This window comes from Acetoanaerobium sticklandii, assembly GCF_000196455.1.
GTDB lineage: Bacteria > Bacillota > Clostridia > Peptostreptococcales > Filifactoraceae > Acetoanaerobium > Acetoanaerobium sticklandii.
On the sequence record NC_014614.1, the window covers coordinates 1,153,540 to 1,171,840 of the forward strand.

Here is an 18,301-nt window from a genome sequence, read left to right on the forward strand (position 1 = left end):
ATCAGGAAAATTATGAATAGAGATTATATTATTAAACCAATGAATGAATTAATTTCAAATGCAAATCATATAGATAGAATTCCTCTTTTATCATTTAATAAAATGATAGGAAACCCAGAAAAAGTAGCAGATTTCCTTGAAATATTTTTTAATGCTGTAAATGAAAATACTCCAAAGCAAACTATATGCTTTAAAATGGTAGAAAAAATTGCTGCGCCTGAATTCTATTCTGAAGTTATCAAAATATTATCTGGCAAGTGTAATAACATACAGACTCAAACTATTTTTAAATCCACAGTAGCAATTCCAAATGATATAGGAATAGTTAGAGAATCTATACCTATAATTACTTCAAAGATAAGAGAAGTATTTGATGCAGAAGTTATGTATCATGGTGTTTGTTTGCTATATAGGATTATATCAAAATATCCTGAGTTAGAAGTAGATTTAGAATCAAACTATATAATTTTTGGAAAAGAAGAGCTAGACATATGTATGAAACGTTTTGAAATTTTGTATATGTGGCAAACCAAAGAGCATAGAGGTAAAACTAAGCCAGGATACATAGATAGCATAGAGGAATTTATGGATTTTACATTAAAGTTTATTAAATTTAAATAATATATATGAAAAATAATAGAGAAATAGAGATAATCAAAGGAAATTTAAGCTTGGATTAGAGTTAATATGAGGAAATCGATATCATTTATCATATTCAGTGTATAATAGTCTAATCCTAGCTTTAATCGATTTTGCTATTTGGGTATCATGAGAGTATACTTTCATTTGTTCATTAAGCAATTATAAATGGAGGTATCTTAAATGCAGACTCAAGCAATGATTATGACTAGTGAAATTTTAGTTATGTTTGTAATTTTAGTAATTACTGCAATGCTATTCGCAAGAATAAGTGAATTCTTAAAAGTACCCGATGTGGTGCTTTATTTATTGGCCGGAATTATAATCGGGCCATCTATGCTTAACTTAGTAAGTATAGATCATTACCCTCTTGGAAATCAGCTGATTTTGACCTTTGGTTCAGCTTTTATTTTGTATGAAGGTGGAAGAGAGGTTAAGCTTAGAGTATTAAATGATATAAAAACATCTGTTTCATTGTTAGCCACATTGGGAGTGATGATTTCAGCAACATTAGTAGGGTTTGCTGCAATTTATATTTTTAAAATTCCTATGATTTATGGACTTTTGCTTGGTGCAGTAGTAGCTTCAACTGATCCAGCTACACTAGTTCCTGTATTTAAAAAGATAAAAATTAAAGAAAGAGTAAAACAGACAGTTATCAGTGAATCAGCATTTAATGATGCAGTAGGTGCAATATTAGTTGTAGCTATACTAGCAGTAATTAACTCTGGAACATTTAGCTTAGTTGGGAACCTAAAGACGTTAGGAATAATGATTTTTGGAGGAGTTGGAGTAGGAATAGCAGTAGGAGTATTATTTTCGTTTTTAATTTCAGATACAAAATATGGATATTTCCATGATTTTGCACCGATTCTTTCGCTCGTTACAGTAGCTACATCATTTGTTCTAGCAGAAGAACTAGGTGGAAGTGGTTACATGGCTACATTTGTTACTGGACTTATTTGCGGGAATAAAAAAGTATTTAAGCTTTGGGTTCCAGAAACTGATTTTGTTTCCCAAATGCATTTTAGGGAAACAGTGGCACTTTTAATGAGAATGTCTATATTTGTACTTCTTGGAACACATGTTGATTTTGTAAGTTTAGCAAAATACTGGCAGCAGTCACTTGTATTTGTATTACTTCTTATGCTCGTAGCTAGACCAATATCTGTCTTAATATGTACTTTGCCTGATAGAAAAGTAAAATGGTCATCAAAAGAGCTTATGTTTATAATGTGGGTGAGAGAGACAGGAGTTATACCAGCCGCTTTATCATCTATGATTGTAGCTATGAAAATGCCTTATAGTGATATTATTTCATCGGCAGTATTTATGACGATACTTGTAACGCTTCTAATACAAGCAAGCACTACAAAAATGTTTGCAGACAAACTAGGCTTATTGGAGCCAAATGAAGATTTTGAAAGAGAAAAGAAACTAAAACCATTATTAGGTTAATATTATAAAGTAAATAAAGCAGCCTTATTGTATAAAACTCTTGTATTACTAAATAGGGTTAAGCTACTTAGTAATACAAGAGTTAACAATAGGCTGCTTTAATTTTTACATATAATAAAGTTTCGAAAACATAATAATATTTATTTTAATGTCTCTGGTTCTTTCTTTGTGTAAACTCGTTTACTATTTACTTTTGTTTCCATAATCGTATCGTTCATCTCATTTACTTCTTTTAATAAAAGTTGAACTTGTTCAGCTGGTACATTATAGTAGAGAAACAAATCCTCAAATTTCTTTATAGTTTCATGGAGTTTGTTACTTATAGTAATAAATTCGCTTACATGGGATGAGTTAGCGGCATTTCTAAACTGCTCTACATCTATTTCTATTATATCAATCACGTCATCCTCATTATCATAAGCCTTGATTGGAAGTGGGTATGGTTTTATTCTTTCTAAGAAGTACTTGCCTTTAGCATTTATATTATATACATATTCTAGTGTTATATAACCTAAATCGAACGAAACATAACATAATTTTCCGCTAACTTGTTTTACATTTGCACCCATTTGAGTCAATTTCATAGAATGCTGAGCAGCTTCAGTGCTTATTATGTATTTTTTCACTTTAAATCTACCTCCTCAATACTAATTAGATGTATAAAATAGCATAAGCTTTGTTTTTTTAAAAGTTAGAATAAAAATATCTTTATATATATTTTATACATAAAAAAGTATTAGGTAAATAGTAGAAATTATAATCGAAACAATCATCATAGGGAAACCAATTCTCATAAAACTCATAAAACTTACAGGTCTTCCTTCTTTTGCCATGATGCCAGTAACAATAACATTTGCAGAGGCTCCAATTATAGTACCATTTCCACCTAGACATGCGCCTAGTGCAAGTGCCCACCACAAGGGATTTGCATCCAATTGCCCGGAAGCTGTCATTGATTTAATAAGAGGTATCATAGTTGCTACGAAAGGAATATTGTCTAAAAATGCAGAAGCAATTGCAGATATCCATAAAATAGTTATAGTAGTTATAAATAGATTACCTTTAGTTAGTTCTAACATTTTTTTTGCCAGATTATCTATAACTCCAACTTCTACTAAACTACCAACTAAAATAAATAGCCCCATAAAAAAGAAAATTGTTGTCCATTCTACTTCAAATAATATTTCCTCTGGATCAATTTTACTTATAACGAGTAGTAATGCAGCACCACCAAGAGCGACAGTTGCCGATTCTAAATGAAACTGGGCATGAACCATAAATCCTAGAATAGTAATAAATAATACTATTAAACTCTTTTTTAAAAGGAGTGTATCCTTTATAGTTATTGTTTCGTCCATTTTCATTATTTTTTGCTTGTTTTCATCTTTTGCCTTTAAAAAATCCTTATAAATCAGCTTGAGTAAAAATAAAACGACAAACGAAATAACTATAACTACAGGAGCAAGGTTGACTAAAAAGTCTACGAATCCAAGACCTGTTGCACTACCTATCATAATATTAGGAGGGTCACCTATAAGTGTTGCAGTTCCTCCGATATTTGCTATTAGTATTTCTGTAAACATAAATGGAATAGGGTTAGTGTCTAGCGTATCAGTGATAACTAAAGTCACTGGTACAATTAATAAAATTGTAGTAACATTATCCAAAAATGCTGATGATAATGCTGTTATAATTGCAAATAAAACTAGTATTTTCCAAGGGTCACCTTTAGCTTTTTTGGCAGCTCTTATCGCTAAGTATTCAAATACACCTGTTCTTTTTAAAATATTAACAATAATCATCATACCAACTAAAAGTCCAATGGTATTAAAATCGATGTGCTCGATAGCTTGTTCTTGATTGATGATACCTATCACTATCATCACTATAGCACCAAAGAGAGAAATAGCAGTACGATTAATTCGTTCCGAAATGATAATACCATAAATTACTAAAAAAATAGTAATTGGTATTGCAGTAGCACTTGCAAACAATACATCACATCCTTATCTATAAAAATTCCACATATGATAATACTCCTTAAAAATATTAGTGTCAAATTAAATAAAATAATAACGACGTTGTAATAACTATATTTGCAAGATTTTTATCTATTATTAAATTTAATTAATGATTTTATATCTAGAGTAGAAAATATAAGTCCAAGCAGTATTATAAATCCACCAGTCCACTGTGAAGTAGATAATTGTTCCTTTAAAATAATTTGAGAACTAAGAAGTCCTGTTATTGGAACCATAAGTGAAAGAGGAGCTATTTTTGAAGCTGGATATTTTCCAAGAAGTACGCTCCAAGTTCCATAACCAAAAATAGTAGCTCCAAATGCTAAATAGAAAATAGAGAAAGTAGAAATTGCGCTAAGAGAAGTTACAGTTTTTAGCATAACATCTGGACCATCTAGTATAAATGAAAAAATGTAAAGTGGAATAGGAGGGACTAAGCTAGTCCATACTACAACCCCAAGCATATCAATTTTCTCACCTAAAGCTTCAGCTTTGTTTGAAGCGAATTTAAGCACAATATTTGATAGAGCCCAGAAAAATGCAGCTAATAATGTAAGCAAAAGTGCAGGAAGAGGAACAGCAGTTATACTGCCAGCATTGCTTGCAATAAAAGCTAGTCCAATAGCAGCTATAAAAAGCCCTATTATTTGTTTTGGCTTTATGGATTCATGTAGAAATAAAAAAGCAAGTAGTGGAGTCATAAATGCTGCTGATTGTAGAGTGATTGAAGATAATCCTGCCGGCATACCTATTTGCATTGCATAAAAAAGACATGAAAATTGACCAACACCTACAGATAATCCGTAGGCGATGGCGTATTTCATGTCGATTTTAGGACGCTTAACAAAAAAGAGAGCAGGTAGTACAAAGGTATATCTAAGTGCTGCCAATAGCATAGAAGGCACACCATTTAACCCCAATCTAATAACAGTAAAGTTGACTCCCCATATGATGACAACCATTAAAGCCATTACTAAATCCTTCTTTTTCATAAAAACCTCCCAATATTCATTTTTTAATCCTTACTCATCTGCTGAATCAAATTCATCTAAAAAGGAAAAGCTTTCTCCATGTTGCTGCCAGCCTAGAACGCAGTCTAAATTCACATTTTCGGCAGCTTTAAAAATAGATTTATCTACATTATTAAAATTCTTTTTTAGATTAGCAATAAGCTCTTTCATTTCTTTACGTTTACTGCCAGTTTTTTTAGCCGCTACCATGCATGCACAGTTAAGGGGCCAGATTCCATTTGTTTGAGTGAATCTCTCAATAAATACCTCTTCCACATAATAAAGAGGTCTAATGAGCTCTAAACCTTCAAAATTTGTAGACTTGAGTCTAGGTAGCATGGTTTTAAATGCTCCTGTATAGAGCATATTTAGCATAGTTGTTTCTATGACATCGTTAAAGTGATGTCCTAGAGCAAGCTTATTACAGCCTAGCTCCTTAGTTTTGTTATATAGAGCGCCTCTCCTCATTTTTGCGCACATATAGCAAGGATAGTCTTGGGCTATTTTATCGGCAATTTTAAATATATCAGTTTCAAATACCTTAATTGGTATATTAAGATAGTTAAAATTATCCATCATAAGCTCCCTTATGCTTGGATGATAACCTGGATCCATAGCTATATATTCAACCTCAAAAGGAATCTTGCTGAATTTTTGAAGCTCTTGAAATAATTTAGCCATAAGCATGCTGTCCTTGCCGCCTGATATAGCAACAGCAATTCTATCACCTGGCTGAATCATTTCGTAGTCATTTAATGCCTTTAAAAATTTTGACCATATACCTTTTCTATAGGTTTTTATTATACTTCTTTCAATTACATCTAAGGGCCTTCTTTCATTAAAAGGCACCAAAACTTCACAACCATTTCCTGCTAGTTCTGACATTTTTACACCTCATCTTTCAACGAAATATTATATCATTATGTCTTATTTTTGTCCCGAAGAAAAATCAAAATTGAATATTCTAAAAACTTTTATAATGGTATAATATAATTCGTACAAAAATAACATTTTATATAAACAAAACTATACATAGAAAAAGGGGAGCATAATATGGACTACGAATTTAGACTATTAACCCATTACGATTACGAGGAAGTAAAAGAAATGTGCAAAGACATATGGGATGGAACTGATTATATGCCATTGGTTTTTCATAACTGGGTTGATGATGAAAAAGGAGAATTTTTTTGTATAATAGATAAGGCTAAGAATAAAATAGCTGGAATTTCAAAGTTTTCTATACTGCCAGAGCAAATGGGGTGGCTTGAGGGACTTAGAGTACATGAGGAATATAGAGGCCAAAAATTAGCAAGAAGAATTCAAGAATATATGAGTGAATTGGCAAATAAATATCTTGAAGAAGGGAAAATAAATAAATTAGGAGCCTGTACTCATCTTAATAATGTAGCTAGTCGCAAGATGCTTGAATCCTCAGGCTTTGAAATAGAGCAACAGCATATGATAGTTATGAAGCCATATGAAGAGAATAATGCAGTGATAACGACTAAGTCATTTGTAGTTACTAGGTGGAAGCCTACACTAGAGGAGTTTATGAACTTAGATTATTTTAAATCAAGAGATATGGTATTTCACTGTGACTTCACTTTTATGGATGTATCAGAAGAATTGTACGATATACTTATAAAAAAAGATGCTTTTTGGGAAATAAACGGAAAAAAAGGCATTATCTACTATAAAGTGGAAACCTGCTTTGTGGCTGTAGATGAAGATATAGATACTATAGAGATATTTAGCGATTATCTATATCAAAAAAATAAAACTGGATTTACACCATACACTACAGTAAATCTAAAAAAGCCTCAGCTATTAGAAAATTTAAAAGCAAATGGATATATTACTTGGTCAGACTGGCAAATGGACTATTTCTATTATTTAAAGAAGTAAAATAGTAGTTAATTTTAAACCAATCTAAATTTTGGATGAATTTATGATTTTAGGGTAAATTATCTAAAAGGAGGTTGGTTTTTATGTATAAAAACAATATTATTTTAGCTTTAGGCTTAATATTCATGCTGATATTTAGTGCTTGCACTCCAAAAGACACAGAGGATTTATCTAAAGAGCTCGCTTCACTAAAAGATGAGAATAAAATTTTGCAAGAAAAGATTAGTAGCTTAGAAGAGCAATTAAATGATGGTGCAAATAATGAGGCTGGTACAATGACATCTTTATCTCTAGCTGTTGAGGTAGTAAACATATTAAAAGCAAGAGATATGAATGAACTTAAAAACTATGCACATCCTCAAAAAGGAATTAGATTTTCACCATATGCATATATAGATGAAACAAATGATATAATAGTAACTGCCAATGACCTAGAGACCTACATGAATTCTTCTGATATTTATACTTGGGGAAGCTATGACGTCACAGGGGAACCTATAGACCTTAATTTTTCAGATTACTATGATAGATTTATATATAATCAGGATTTTGCAAACCCTCATATTATAGGAAATAATCAAATAGTTCAAACTGGAAACACCATAAATAATATTGAAGAAGTATATCCAAATGCTCAGTTTGTGGAGTTTCATTTTACAGGATTTGATCCACAGTATACAGGTATGGACTGGACTAGCTTAAGAATAGTTATGGAAGAATATAACTCTCAGCTTTATATCATAGGAATTATACACGATGAATGGACTATATAGTAAATTAATGATTCTGATAGGAGAAAAATTACAATGTCATTTAAAATATTAATAATAGAAGATGAGGAAAATATCAGTGAAATAGTAGCAAAATATTTGCAAAAAGAAGGCTATTCTACCCTAATTGCAAACGATGGAATAGAAGGACTTGCCTTATTTAGAGATTCAAATCCTGATCTAGTCATATCCGATGTTATGATGCCTACAATCGATGGATTGGAAGTACTCAGAGAAATAAGACTTATATCAGACGTACCAGTTATTATGCTCACAGCAAAGCAAGAGGAAGTAGATAGACTAAAAGGCTTTGAAAATGGAGCAGATGATTATGTTACAAAGCCTTTTAGTCCCAAAGAATTAGTTAGAAGAGTAATGGTTATGCTAAAAAGAACTTATAAAACAATAGAGAATAAACAAGTATTAATTGAAGGTGAATTAAAGCTAGATTTAAATAAGCAAAAGTTGTATAAAAATGAAGTGGAAATTGATATAACATCAAAGGAATTTCAAATAATATATGCTTTTTTTAAAAATCCTAGACAGATATTATCTAGAGAGCAGCTTATAGAGCTTGCATTTAGCAACGATTTTGAGGGTTTTGATAGAACTATAGATGTGCATATTAAAAAAATACGTCACAAGATTGAAGAGGATACTAAAAACCCTAAATATTTAAAAACAAAATATGGAGCTGGATATATATTTGGAGGCTCAGATGAAGATTAGAAATCAACTCATTATTATTATAATAGCAATACTTTCCGCAGGAGTATTAATCCAGTCTTTTATAGCGAGTAATTATATAGATAACTACTTTAATAGCTATATAGTCCAGGAATATAATCAAAATATAGCTCGAATATCACTAATAGCTCAAGAGATAATAGCTGATAAAGAAAGCTCAAGTAACTCAAGACCAATGATGTCACAGATGTCATATAGAAGGACTTTATCATCATATATGAGTGACCCTATAATAGAGATAAACATATACTCAAATCAAGGCAGACTAATATTCACATCAAGTGGAGCGATGGGACAAGGGCATATGAACTTTGGAAGCGACCACGAAAATAGTTTGCAGCTTGAGACTGATATATTTGATGTTTCAAATGATGAAAACCAAAAAATAGGAAGTCTTGAAATAATTAGAAATAAGGATGTAAAAAATTGGCAAACCTCAGTGCTTTTTAATAAAGCACTATATAGTGGAGCAGCTATTGCTTTTATATCTGTTGCTATTATTGCAGGATTAATTATTTGGATTGTAAGTACTAAGTTTTCAAAGCAGCTGATAGACACTGCTTATTATGCAAGCAAAATAGAGCAAGATGATCAGGTTGATATACCACTTTCAGAAACAGTAGAGATTAAGCAAATTCAGCTAACCTTACTAAATCTTGCATCTAGACTAAAACTTAAGACCAAAATAAGAAAAGAAAAAGCTGACAAGCTTTCTCACGAAACTAGAACACCTCTCACTATTTTAAAATCAAATATAGAAGCAGCTATAGATGAAGTGATAGTATTAGATGAGCAAAATCTAAGTCTATGTCTAGAACAGATAGATACTTTGTCTGAAATGATGACAAATATTTCAGATATAATAACGGATGATAGTGATGATACCTCCATCGAACTATCTGAACTTGACTTAACAAAAGAAATAAAAAATATTATAAAAAGTCTTAGTTTGCAATATACTAAAAAAAATATTGCGCTTACATCGAGTCTTTCAAACGAACTACTAATACATTCAGATAAAAATAAAATAAATCAATCAGTGTATAATTTACTCACAAATGCCTATAAATTTACTCCATATGGTGGTAAAGTAGATATTTCAGTAAAAAAACTAGATAATTCTGTTACAATTGAGGTAGCTGATAGTGGAATGGGAGTAAAGAAAGAAGAACTAGATAAAATATTTGCTGCTTACTATAGAAGCAATGAGCATAAAGAAACTCAAGGAGATGGGTTAGGACTTTATATTGTAAGCACAAACATGATACTTTTAGGTGGAAGTGCTTCTGCATATATAAATGAAAGCAAAGGGCTCACAGTAAAGTTAATATTACCACAATAATTAAAATTATTTAAAGGAATGGAAGGTAAATTTAAAATGAACAAATTAAAATTAGGCAAAAAAGACTGGACAGTAAAAATAGCAGAGGTATTACTAGATGGAATAGAGCTAGATGAAGTTCTGGGTTATTTAAAAAGCATAGAAGACGTAATAATAGGAATGAATAGTAATCAAGACTATATGTTAGTTGAAGAAAATAAATCAAGAACCTATATAATTAGAAAAAATGAAAAAGACTTAGAGCTAGCGATACTAAGTATAATGGATGCTAAGGATATACTAAAAAAATAATCTAAAGAATTTGAAATTTTTTAAAGCAGGGACTGGAGGGGATTTTATGGATGAGACAGCTATCTATGAACTATCAAAAATCATCCAAGCTAGTGAAAACATAGTATTTTTTGGTGGAGCAGGAGTGTCAACTGAGAGCAATATCCCAGATTTTCGCTCAGAGGAAGGCATATACAACATAAAATCAAAATACAATTTCCCTCCAGAAACCATGCTCAGCCATAGCTTTTTTATAAATCAAACTTCACTTTTTTATGACTTTTATAAAACCTCGATGATATTTCCAAATGCAAGACCAAATCTAGCACATTATACACTTGCAAAGCTCGAGCAAATGGGAAAGCTAAATGCAGTAATAACTCAAAATATAGATGGACTTCATCAAGCAGCTGGCTCAAATAATGTACTAGAGCTCCATGGAAGTATTCATAGAAATTACTGTATGGGCTGTCATAAGTTTTTTGACCTTGACTATGTATTAAGCTCAGAGGATGTCCCTCTATGCGATGTATGCTCTGAAATAATAAAACCAGATGTAGTTTTATATGAAGAGGGGCTTGATTACGAAGTGATAGAAAAATCAGTATCGGCAATTCAAAATGCAGATACCTTAATAATAGGTGGAACTTCCTTAAGTGTGTACCCTGCAGCAGGTCTTATTGATTACTATAGAGGAGATAATCTTATACTCATAAATAAGGGCGAGGTTTATAAAAAAAGCAAAGCAAAACTAGTATTTAGAGATAGCGTAGGCGAAGTACTTAGCTTGGCTTTAAAATAATAGCCATGTCTATTAGCAAGCAACTATTTCTAATGCATATAAACTACAAAAATTAAAGGGACTATCCAGAAAATTAAATTATTCTAGGATGTCCCTCTATTATTGTGTAAAAAATAAATATAATAATATTACTCTACAATTTTAGCTTCCAGAATATTCGCATCGGCATATTTTGTCATCAGGCTGTTTATTTTTTCTATATACTCATTAAGCTTTGAATCTCCTTCAAAACATATCACCATCATCATGATATGCTTACTTTCTTCAGTTACTTGAGTTCGAACAGAATCTGATGTAGTAGAAGCAAAGTAACCCTCATCATCCTTAAAAACAGGCATATTTTCAAGGTTAATTTGACCTCTTCCTATACCCTCATAATAGTCTCCAGCATTTCCTTTTGTGAATACTACATCGCCCTTAACTTTAGCTAAATCTACACACCCAAGACTATGGCCAGTTTCTAGCGAAATAAGATTGTTTATATCAACTATATTATTTACCTTATATAAATCCATTCCTTTAGGAATACGGCGAATAAGTGAATCTGAAGAAACTCTATATCTGCTAGGGTCTTTGCCTAATTTTTTATATGATCTTCTAGCAGCCTGAATACTTTCTATTTTAAGTACATCCTCTAAAGTAAGAGTTTCCTGAAGATGCTTATAAACAGAGTCAATCATGCCCCATAGCTCATCGTCACTAGGTGAAACCACAACATTTGCTTCAATTATACCTAGCTGTAGATTAGGTAGTATTTCTTTTACTTTTTCATCAATTCTAACATTCATAGCGTACCCTCCAAAATAATATATTATGAAAAAATTAAATAATTGTATCAAGACTGTAGTCTATAAGATCATCGTCTTTATAAGTGAACCTAGCAGTAAAAAAATTGTACTTATTCATCCACTCCATAAAAATCTTGTCACCTTCAAGCATATTAAGCTGATTGATATCTGATTTTGAAATCCATTTTAGTTTTCCTTCTTCATTCTCAATTACATCTCCAGAAAAATCATCACAAGAAAACAAAAACATATACCAGTCGTTATCTCCCATAAAGTCAGGAAAGGTGATAAAGCCATGAAGCTTTACACTATTAGCTTTTAGATTACTCTCTTCGTAGATTTCTCTTATGATGCACTGCTCAGGGGTTTCGCCAGGATTCATCTTACCACCTAGCCCCACCCATCTATTCATATGAATGTCGTTTTTCTTTTTTATCCTATGCATCATCAATATCTGGTCATCACGCTCTATATAGCAGTGAGTAGATAAAATCATAGCATCACCTGCACTTATCAAAATTAATAAACATACAAAAATATTGTAACACACAAATAAGTATACAATAAACAAAATAAAATAACTTTATTTCTATAATATAATCCAATGAGGCTAAAAAATAATAAATATGATAAAATATAATTAGAAAGCTATAAAATAGCCATTCATTTAAAATATTTCAAAAAAGAATAATATAAAAAATGGAGGTATTACTTATGTCAAAAGTCTATTTTAAAAAAGTTACTGATAAATCTGAAGAAAAACTAAGCAAAGCGGCTAGAGAGCTACTTGAAGTTTTAGTAAAAAATGAAAATCATACCTGGGAAAAAACAGTCCCTATGAAAGTTCATTTTGGTGAAAAAGGCAACACTACATATATAAAACCAGCCTGTTACAAGGATGTAATAGAATATATGGGAGAAAATCAAATAGAAAGTGCCTACATAGAGACAAATGTACTCTACAGAGGTTCAAGAACTACTAGAGGTAGTCATATAGAGCTTGCAAAAGAGCACGGATTCACTCAGCTTCCAATAATCATAGCAGATGGGGATCATGGAGAAGCTTATGATGAAATAAAGATAGATAAAGAATACTTCTCAACTTGTAAAATAGGAACAGAGTTTTCAAAATACAATCAATTCCTAGTTATGGCACATTTCAAGGGCCATGGCTCAGCAGGATTTGGTGGAGCTATGATACAGCTTGCTATGGGTTTTGCCGCTAGAGGAGGAAAACTAGCACAGCACTCTGGAATAAGTCCAAAGGTAATAGAGAAAAAATGTATATCCTGTGGTCTTTGTGTAAAAAAATGCGATGTAGAAGCAATAGAAATGAAAGAAAAAGCATTTATTCACTCAGAAAAATGTGTAGGATGTGCAGGCTGTATAGCAGTATGCCCAGTAGGAGCCATAGTAAATGACTGGTCAGAAGTAAACTTTAAAGAAAAGCTCGCAGAATATGCGTATGCAGCTCAAAAAGACAAAGATAATGTATACATCACTTATTTGATTAATATAACTAAAGAATGTGACTGCATGGGCCAGCATATGGACGAGGTTGCATCAGATATTGGAGTATTTATTTCAAAGGATCCTGTAGCAATAGACACTGCCTGTATAGATATGCTTCAAAATCAAAGTGACGATAAGCTATTTGACGATGGAAGAGAATCTATAGAGCACGCTGTAAAAATTGGTTTTGGCTCTAAAGACTATGAACTAATTGAACTACAGTAGGATGATTAAAAAATGAAAATAGATATGGGAATAGAAAATGGCTTATCAGATTGCCATGTACATCTTTCACTTAAATCAGGATTTACAATAAAGCAGTGGAGCATGGCAGATGATAACCAAAAAACAGCTTGGATTTCTTCTATTTTAGAAAAATATAAGAAAAATAATATAATCTATCTAAAAGATGGGGGAGATGCATATGGCGTCTCCCTTTATGCAAAAAAACTAGCAGACAAGCATGATATAAACTATAAAACTCCTGGATTTGCCATATATAAAGAAGGTAGCTATGGAGACTTTCTCGGAAAAAGTATAAAAAACATGGGAGATTTTGATAGATTATTTGAGTATCTTCTTAGCCTAGATATAGATCACTTAAAGCTTATAGTAACTGGTATTATGGATTTTGATAACTTTGGATATTACGAAAAAACTCAGTTTACATCATCAGAGTTAATTTACATGATATCAAGGGCGAAGGAAGAAAACCTAAACGTCATGGTTCATGCAAATGGAAATGAAGCAGTAAAGATGGCTATTAACGCAGGTGCTGATACTATTGAACATGGTTATTTACTAGATAAACAAACCCTAAAAGAGTTCATAGGCTCAAGTACAACATGGGTGCCTACCCTTGCACCGCTTGGAAATATACTGAAATATAAGCCAAAAGCTATGATAAATCAGCTGGATACAGTTAATAAAATATATCAGCTTCAGATAGAAAATTTAAAATTTGCTCTTGAAAACAACATAGAAGTGCGACTTGGAAGCGATGCTGGAGCCTATATGGTAGAGCACCCAAATGGAATAATTGATGAAATAAATCTCATGAAAGAAGCTGGAATATCTCATAAAACTATAAAAGAGCTAATGATAAAACAAATCCAAAAAATAAAATAGAGCCAAAAGGACTGTGCTTATCCCAAAAATCTATATTTTGGGGGTAATATAACACAAATATCCTCTTGACTCTTTTTTTATTTTTCACTAGTAGCAAATCTTTTCTTTAAAAAAATAATATCTTCATCTATATATCTATGATGGATTTTTGTAACATCAAACTTCAGAAGTTTAAAAGCAAACTGAACAAAATATCCTATACATAATGACATAATAACAGTACCAATACCTAAGGTTCCACCTAAAAGATAACCTATTGATAAAGCACAAATTTCGATAGTATTTCTAATAAATCTCACGGATTTATTAGTTCTTTTAGTAAGAGCAATCATAAGACCATCTCTAGGGCCTGAGCCTAGCTCAGCGCCTATATAGGCTACAGTGGCACATCCTATCACAAACATTCCACCTAGCATCATAATTAGACTAGGAATAAAGGAATCGAAAATAGGAATTAAATTGTTAAGCATTAGGATATCGATAAAATAACCTATGAAGTACATATTAAATACGGTACCCCAGCCTATACGCTCTCCTAAAAAAAAGGCAATAATAACAATCATAAAACCTACCGCAATACTTGCTTGCCCCATAGTGATTCCAAAAGTAGTACTTAGACCTTTATGAAATACATCCCATGGTGCAAGCCCAAGATTTGCATTTATTGTCATAACTATGCCAACAGAATATAAAAATAGACCAAAAAATAATCTTATAAATTTATAAATAGGTGAAGCACTACTCAAAACACCATCTCCTTAAAGCTTTTCTAGGACTATGCAAGTTCGGCTAGGGCTATAAATTGTAATACAGTTTTCATTGAACTTAAGATTATTTATACTATGATACACTATGTCTCGGCTTACTCTGTTATAGCCTCCAAAGATATCCAAATCAGAATCGAAAACAGCCTTGTATGAATTAGAATCTTTAGTAGGGAAGCATAAATCAGAATATGAATCTGTAGGATGGAAGTTAAAAATAAAAATTAAATCCTGTTTTTTAAATACGATTAGCTTCCTAGTATCATCGATAAATAAGTCCTGAATAAACTCGCTTTTCTTTAGAATATCATGATTTTGAGCAAAATACACCATGAATCTATCAAAAGTACTCAAATATTCATACTTTAATTCTAAATTCTCTTCAAGGCTCCATCTCCTCTGAGCATACTTGTAACTCCAATCATTTCCTTGCCTTGGAAAATCTATCCAGTCTGGATGTCCAAATTCATTGCCCATAAAATTCAGATAAGCTTCACTGGCAGCCGTCAAGGTAAAAAATCTAATCAGCTTATGAAGAGCTATAGCCCTATCTATTACATAGTGGTTATCAGATTTATGCATATGCCAATACATAACCTCATCACATAACCTAAACATAATAGTTTTGTCTCCAACCATAGCTTGGTCATGAGATTCGCAGTAACCTATACGTTTTTCATGTGGCCTTTTTGAAACGGCTTCATACCAGAGAGTATACATATTCCAAGTTTCATCTCTTTGCTCAAGCATCCTTATCCAAAAATCAGGAAGTCCCATAGCAAGCCTATAATCAAATCCCAATCCACCGTAAGAAATAGGAAGACACATTCCAGGCATACCACTCATATCTTCAGCTATAGTTATTGCAGTGGGTTTAATCTTTTTAATAAGAGCATTTGCAAACTGAAGATAAGTTACAGCATCCAAATCAGTATTATCAGAGAAATACTGGTCATAATTAGTGAAACTCTTACCCAATCCATGGTCTAGATAAAGCATGGAAGTAATACCATCAAATCTAAATCCATCAAAATGATATTCATCCATCCAGTACTTGATATTTGAAAGCAAAAAGTGAATCACTTCAGGCTTTGAGTAATCAAAAAGCTTCGAATCCCAAGCAGGATGGTTTCCTCTAGCTCCTTCATGAAAAAATTGATAACTAGTTCCATCAAACTCATTTATTCCGTCATCAGTGTTTTTTACAACGTGAGAATGGACTATATCCATAAACACAGCTATATCCATACTATGAGCCGTATCGATTAAAACCTTAAGCTCATCTGGAGTTCCAAACCACGACGAAACAGCAAAAAAATTAGAAACATGATAGCCAAAGGATGCATAGTATGGATGCTGCATGACAGCCATAAGCTGAACTGCATTATAGCCTTTTTCCTTTATCTTAGGTAAAACAATATTTGTAAACTCAGAAAAACTCCCTATAGCTTCTTTTTCCTGAGCCATTCCTACATGAGCCTCATAAATAAGTAAATCTTGCTTTTTAGGAATTTTAAAAGAAGGATTCATCCATTTGTAGTCATTATCAGGACAGTAGATTTGACCAGTAAAATTAAGTGTATTTGGATCTTGAATTACACGTTTAATATATAGTGGAATCTTATCATGACTTATATTATCTTTGGTAACTCTTACCTTTACTAAACACTCATGCCAAAGAGACTTTTTTCCATCTAAAAAAATCTCCCAGTAACCATTACCTAAATGGGTAAGAGGATGAGAGCTTGGATTCCAGTTGTTAAACTCACCTATAAGATGTAGAGAATCGGCTCCAGGAGCCCATTCTCTATAGTACCATCCTTTATTTGACCTATGAAATCCAAAATAAAGATGACCATTTGCAAAATCAGTAAAATCATCAGCATCCGATAGTAACTTCTTTCTATCTTTTTTGTATTTAGAAATCCTAGTTTTTATATGGTCTTCATAAGGTTCTAGCCACGGGTCAAATTCTACTAACTTGATTTTAGACCTCACCTTTTCCTTAGTTTTCATAGCAATACTCCATTCTAAGCTTTAATCTCTTCCAAATAAATCTCCTATACCTATATTTCCAAGTAAACTGCCTTCGTCTTTAGATTTTCCGCCGCCCATGCCACCACTAGCAGCATACATTCTATTAGCAAGTCTACTAAATGGTAGGGACTGAAGCCAAACATGACCTGGACCTCTAAGTGTTGCCAAGAATAATCCCTCGCCGCCAAATAATGCACTCTTAACATTTCCAGCCATCTCAACATCGTAGTTTATAGTATTTGTCATAGCTACTAGGCAACCTGTATCAAGCTTTAATACTTCTCCAGGTGCCAATTCTTTTTGTATTATAGTTCCGCCTGCATGCAGGAAGCTAAGACCATCGCCAAGAAGTCTTTGCATTATAAAGCCTTCACCACCAAATAAGCCTGCGCCAACTTTTTTCTGAAAAGCTATCTCAACTCTTATACCTTTTGCGGCGCACAAAAATGCATCTCTTTGGCATATAATCTCTCCAGAGTATTCAGCTAAATCTAAAGGGACGATTCTACCTGGATATGGAGCAGCAAATGCAACAGACTTTCTATCTGGAGCAGTATTTGTAAAGCTAGTCATAAATAAACTCTCGCCAGTAAGAACCCTTTTACCAGCTCCTAGAACCTTACCCATGAGACCTTTACCTTCATCACTGCCAGAACCATCGCCAAAAATAGTTTCCATACGAATATTTTGGTCCATATACATCATAGCACCTGCTTCAGCTATGATAGTTTCGTTTTGATCTAGCTGGATTTCTACAAACTGCATATCATCTCCATGAACCTTGAAATCTACCTCATGTGCTCTTTTCATAAAATCATACCTCCTCATATGTGATATATGTATATTGATTCTAATAATATACCCAAGATAATCAAACCTCAACATACATCCAGTAAAAAACTAGTAAAAATATATAGAGGGAAATATAAAAATTGATATAAGTAAATAATATGAATAAATATTGACATAGGACCAGGTTCAACCCTAATTCCATTTAAACAATGCTATAAAATTTATAACCATACTGAAATGGAGCATACACAATGAGAGTTTTAAGCATAGATATGATTAAGAAAGATTTAGAAAGTAAGAAGATATGATTTTA

The 18,301-nt window shown here is 32.3% G+C and carries 19 protein-coding genes; 10 read left to right on the plus strand and 9 right to left on the minus strand.

Going from position 1 to position 18,301, the window contains the following annotated elements; genetic code table 11:
- The first annotated feature begins 12 nt into the window (after window positions 1–12).
- On the plus strand, window positions 13–621 hold the full coding sequence (locus CLOST_RS05265; protein WP_013361225.1) for a hypothetical protein: 609 nt from the start codon (window positions 13–15) through the stop codon (window positions 619–621).
- Window positions 622–822: 201 nt separating this feature from the next.
- Window positions 823–2,097, plus strand: a complete 1,275-nt coding sequence (locus CLOST_RS05270; RefSeq protein ID WP_013361226.1) for a cation:proton antiporter — start codon at window positions 823–825, stop codon at window positions 2,095–2,097.
- A gap of 140 nt (window positions 2,098–2,237) precedes the next feature.
- On the opposite strand, the gene CLOST_RS05275 is transcribed toward CLOST_RS05270, so the two are convergent.
- The 4 genes from CLOST_RS05275 to CLOST_RS05290 form a co-directional block, all read right to left on the minus strand.
- Window positions 2,238–2,723 (minus strand): hypothetical protein, encoded by a 486-nt coding sequence (locus CLOST_RS05275; protein ID WP_013361227.1) that lies wholly within the window; start codon window positions 2,721–2,723, stop codon window positions 2,238–2,240.
- A gap of 93 nt (window positions 2,724–2,816) precedes the next feature.
- Window positions 2,817–4,091, minus strand: a complete 1,275-nt coding sequence (locus CLOST_RS05280) for an ArsB/NhaD family transporter (RefSeq protein WP_013361228.1) — start codon at window positions 4,089–4,091, stop codon at window positions 2,817–2,819.
- Between the two features lie 113 nt (window positions 4,092–4,204).
- A complete protein-coding gene (locus tag CLOST_RS05285) occupies window positions 4,205–5,110 on the minus strand; it encodes an EamA family transporter (RefSeq protein ID WP_041487115.1) in 906 nt (301 codons plus the stop codon).
- A 30-nt stretch (window positions 5,111–5,140) separates the two neighbouring features.
- On the minus strand, window positions 5,141–6,013 hold the full coding sequence (locus CLOST_RS05290; protein WP_013361231.1) for a tRNA 2-thiocytidine(32) synthetase TtcA: 873 nt from the start codon (window positions 6,011–6,013) through the stop codon (window positions 5,141–5,143).
- Window positions 6,014–6,181: 168 nt separating this feature from the next.
- Here CLOST_RS05290 and CLOST_RS13540 point away from each other — a divergent pair, with 168 nt between their 5' ends.
- The 6 genes from CLOST_RS13540 (at window position 6,182) to CLOST_RS05320 (ending at window position 10,967) form a co-directional block, all read left to right on the plus strand.
- Window positions 6,182–7,036 (plus strand): GNAT family N-acetyltransferase, encoded by an 855-nt coding sequence (locus CLOST_RS13540; protein WP_013361232.1) that lies wholly within the window; start codon window positions 6,182–6,184, stop codon window positions 7,034–7,036.
- An 83-nt stretch (window positions 7,037–7,119) separates the two neighbouring features.
- A complete protein-coding gene (locus CLOST_RS05300) occupies window positions 7,120–7,809 on the plus strand; it encodes a hypothetical protein (RefSeq protein WP_013361233.1) in 690 nt (229 codons plus the stop codon).
- Between the two features lie 33 nt (window positions 7,810–7,842).
- A complete protein-coding gene (locus CLOST_RS05305; RefSeq protein WP_013361234.1) occupies window positions 7,843–8,535 on the plus strand; it encodes a response regulator transcription factor in 693 nt (230 codons plus the stop codon).
- Window positions 8,525–9,895 carry a sensor histidine kinase gene (locus tag CLOST_RS05310; protein WP_013361235.1) on the plus strand — a complete coding sequence of 457 codons (1,371 nt, stop codon included), beginning with the start codon at window positions 8,525–8,527 and terminating at the stop codon, window positions 9,893–9,895. The genes CLOST_RS05305 and CLOST_RS05310 overlap by 11 nt, the downstream gene beginning before the upstream one ends.
- Before the next feature lie 36 nt (window positions 9,896–9,931).
- A complete protein-coding gene (locus CLOST_RS05315) occupies window positions 9,932–10,186 on the plus strand; it encodes a hypothetical protein (protein WP_013361236.1) in 255 nt (84 codons plus the stop codon).
- A gap of 46 nt (window positions 10,187–10,232) precedes the next feature.
- The gene (locus tag CLOST_RS05320) at window positions 10,233–10,967 is read left to right on the plus strand and encodes an NAD-dependent protein deacylase (RefSeq protein WP_013361237.1); all 735 of its coding nucleotides are present in this window, start codon (window positions 10,233–10,235) and stop codon (window positions 10,965–10,967) included.
- A gap of 128 nt (window positions 10,968–11,095) precedes the next feature.
- On the opposite strand, the gene CLOST_RS05325 is transcribed toward CLOST_RS05320, so the two are convergent.
- The gene (locus tag CLOST_RS05325) at window positions 11,096–11,755 is read right to left on the minus strand and encodes a B3/B4 domain-containing protein (RefSeq protein WP_013361238.1); all 660 of its coding nucleotides are present in this window, start codon (window positions 11,753–11,755) and stop codon (window positions 11,096–11,098) included.
- A 34-nt stretch (window positions 11,756–11,789) separates the two neighbouring features.
- Entirely contained in the window at window positions 11,790–12,251 is a 462-nt protein-coding gene (locus CLOST_RS05330) for an NUDIX hydrolase (protein ID WP_013361239.1), read from the minus strand.
- A 218-nt stretch (window positions 12,252–12,469) separates the two neighbouring features.
- Here CLOST_RS05330 and CLOST_RS05335 point away from each other — a divergent pair, with 218 nt between their 5' ends.
- Together CLOST_RS05335 and CLOST_RS05340 are read left to right on the plus strand one after the other, a co-directional pair.
- Window positions 12,470–13,492 (plus strand): DUF362 domain-containing protein, encoded by a 1,023-nt coding sequence (locus CLOST_RS05335; RefSeq protein WP_013361240.1) that lies wholly within the window; start codon window positions 12,470–12,472, stop codon window positions 13,490–13,492.
- 12 nt (window positions 13,493–13,504) lie between these two features.
- Complete coding sequence (locus CLOST_RS05340) at window positions 13,505–14,395, plus strand: amidohydrolase family protein (protein ID WP_013361241.1); 891 nt, start codon at window positions 13,505–13,507, stop codon at window positions 14,393–14,395.
- Between the two features lie 77 nt (window positions 14,396–14,472).
- Here the strand turns inward: CLOST_RS05340 and CLOST_RS05345 are convergent, their stop codons facing one another.
- From CLOST_RS05345 to CLOST_RS05355, 3 genes are read right to left on the minus strand one after another with little or no spacing between them, the layout of a single operon-like run.
- The gene (locus CLOST_RS05345; protein ID WP_013361242.1) at window positions 14,473–15,141 is read right to left on the minus strand and encodes a YczE/YyaS/YitT family protein; all 669 of its coding nucleotides are present in this window, start codon (window positions 15,139–15,141) and stop codon (window positions 14,473–14,475) included.
- Window positions 15,142–15,153: 12 nt separating this feature from the next.
- Window positions 15,154–17,175, minus strand: coding sequence for an alpha-amylase family glycosyl hydrolase (locus CLOST_RS05350; protein ID WP_013361243.1), 2,022 nt, complete (start codon window positions 17,173–17,175; stop codon window positions 15,154–15,156).
- 21 nt (window positions 17,176–17,196) lie between these two features.
- Window positions 17,197–18,006, minus strand: a complete 810-nt coding sequence (locus tag CLOST_RS05355; protein WP_013361244.1) for a TIGR00266 family protein — start codon at window positions 18,004–18,006, stop codon at window positions 17,197–17,199.
- Window positions 18,007–18,301 lie beyond the last annotated feature (295 nt).

What these genes read in the sequence shown, in the direction of transcription:
- CLOST_RS05265 (WP_013361225.1), top strand. Translation starts at nt 13, where the DNA reads ATGAATAGAGATTATATTATTAAACCAATGAATGAATTAATTTCAAAT.
- CLOST_RS05270 (WP_013361226.1), top strand. Translation starts at nt 823, where the DNA reads ATGCAGACTCAAGCAATGATTATGACTAGTGAAATTTTAGTTATGTTT.
- CLOST_RS05285 (WP_041487115.1), bottom strand. Translation starts at nt 5,110, where the DNA reads ATGAAAAAGAAGGATTTAGTAATGGCTTTAATGGTTGTCATCATATGG.
- CLOST_RS05290 (WP_013361231.1), bottom strand. Translation starts at nt 6,013, where the DNA reads ATGTCAGAACTAGCAGGAAATGGTTGTGAAGTTTTGGTGCCTTTTAAT.
- CLOST_RS13540 (WP_013361232.1), top strand. Translation starts at nt 6,182, where the DNA reads ATGGACTACGAATTTAGACTATTAACCCATTACGATTACGAGGAAGTA.
- CLOST_RS05300 (WP_013361233.1), top strand. Translation starts at nt 7,120, where the DNA reads ATGTATAAAAACAATATTATTTTAGCTTTAGGCTTAATATTCATGCTG.
- CLOST_RS05305 (WP_013361234.1), top strand. Translation starts at nt 7,843, where the DNA reads ATGTCATTTAAAATATTAATAATAGAAGATGAGGAAAATATCAGTGAA.
- CLOST_RS05310 (WP_013361235.1), top strand. Translation starts at nt 8,525, where the DNA reads ATGAAGATTAGAAATCAACTCATTATTATTATAATAGCAATACTTTCC.
- CLOST_RS05315 (WP_013361236.1), top strand. Translation starts at nt 9,932, where the DNA reads ATGAACAAATTAAAATTAGGCAAAAAAGACTGGACAGTAAAAATAGCA.
- CLOST_RS05320 (WP_013361237.1), top strand. Translation starts at nt 10,233, where the DNA reads ATGGATGAGACAGCTATCTATGAACTATCAAAAATCATCCAAGCTAGT.
- CLOST_RS05325 (WP_013361238.1), bottom strand. Translation starts at nt 11,755, where the DNA reads ATGAATGTTAGAATTGATGAAAAAGTAAAAGAAATACTACCTAATCTA.
- CLOST_RS05330 (WP_013361239.1), bottom strand. Translation starts at nt 12,251, where the DNA reads ATGATTTTATCTACTCACTGCTATATAGAGCGTGATGACCAGATATTG.
- CLOST_RS05335 (WP_013361240.1), top strand. Translation starts at nt 12,470, where the DNA reads ATGTCAAAAGTCTATTTTAAAAAAGTTACTGATAAATCTGAAGAAAAA.
- CLOST_RS05340 (WP_013361241.1), top strand. Translation starts at nt 13,505, where the DNA reads ATGAAAATAGATATGGGAATAGAAAATGGCTTATCAGATTGCCATGTA.
- CLOST_RS05350 (WP_013361243.1), bottom strand. Translation starts at nt 17,175, where the DNA reads ATGAAAACTAAGGAAAAGGTGAGGTCTAAAATCAAGTTAGTAGAATTT.
- CLOST_RS05355 (WP_013361244.1), bottom strand. Translation starts at nt 18,006, where the DNA reads ATGAAAAGAGCACATGAGGTAGATTTCAAGGTTCATGGAGATGATATG.